The sequence below is a fragment of the Streptomyces maremycinicus genome (genome assembly GCF_001184025.1).
In the GTDB taxonomy this organism is placed as follows: Bacteria; Actinomycetota; Actinomycetes; order Streptomycetales; family Streptomycetaceae; genus Streptomyces; species Streptomyces maremycinicus.
Genome location: NZ_BBYG01000004.1, coordinates 1 through 939 on the forward strand (window position 1 = coordinate 1; position 939 = coordinate 939).

1 protein-coding gene is annotated in these 939 nt (G+C 63.0%); it reads right to left on the bottom strand.

All coding sequences use genetic code 11. The features are described 5' to 3' along the window. Nucleotides 1-20: 20 nt before the first annotated feature. On the bottom strand, nucleotides 21-872 hold the full coding sequence (locus tag AOQ37_RS00025) for an IS5 family transposase (RefSeq protein WP_062639872.1): 852 nt from the start codon (nucleotides 870-872) through the stop codon (nucleotides 21-23). Nucleotides 873-939: the final 67 nt, after the last annotated feature.

Here is a 939-nt window from a genome sequence, read left to right on the forward strand (position 1 = left end):
AGAGGGCATCTGATCAGCTTTCACGCTGATGTGGGTGGTAAGTCCGTTTCCATTCGCCAGGTTGGTGTGGATTCTCCGGTCAGTTCGCGGGTCATTTTGTTAGCCATGGCCCAGTGGATCATCGTGCGGGATCTCTCCGGAAGCGCTTCGTAGTCCCGTGCCAGGCGGCGGTGCTGCATGAGCCAGCCGAAGGTCCGCTCGATCACCCACCGTTTCGGCAGCGGCTCGAAGCCCTTGGTCCGTGGCCGCTGCACCACCTCAACGTCGATGCCCAACCGGGCGCCATGGTTGAAGATGCTGTTCTGGTAACCGCCGTCGGCCCAGACCTTGGTCACGCTGGGATGCGCTGCGGCCAGGTCATCGAGCAGGAGCTTCCCGCCGGTGGTGTCGTGCACGTTCGCGGCGGTGACCAGGACGGCCAGCACCAGACCAAGAGTGTCGGTGATCAGGTGCCGCTTGCGTCCTTTGATCTTCTTGCCGGCGTCGATGCCCTGACTGCTTTCAGCGACGTTTGCCGAGGTCTTCACGCTCTGCGCGTCGACCACGGCCGCGGTGGGCTCCGCGCGGCGGCCATGCAATCGGCGGGTCTTGTCGCGTAACAGGTCGTGGACCTGCTGGGTGGTGCCGTCGGCTTCCCACTTCGCGTAGTAGTCGTAGACGGTCTTGAAGGGCGGGAAGTCGTGCGGCAGGTATTCCCACGGAATGCCGGTGCGGTTGACGTAGAGGATCGCGTTGACGATCTCTCGTAAATCGTGCACCCGGGCTGCCGTTCCGGGTCCGGTCCGTCTCGCTCGCCAGGCGGTGAAGACCGGTTCGATCAAGGCCCAGCGGGCGTCAGACACGTCACTGCGGTACGGACGACGAGCACTCACGCCTCATCCAACGACTGCCGACAGCACTCGTCACAAAACCATCCCAGAACACCAACTACCTAGATCA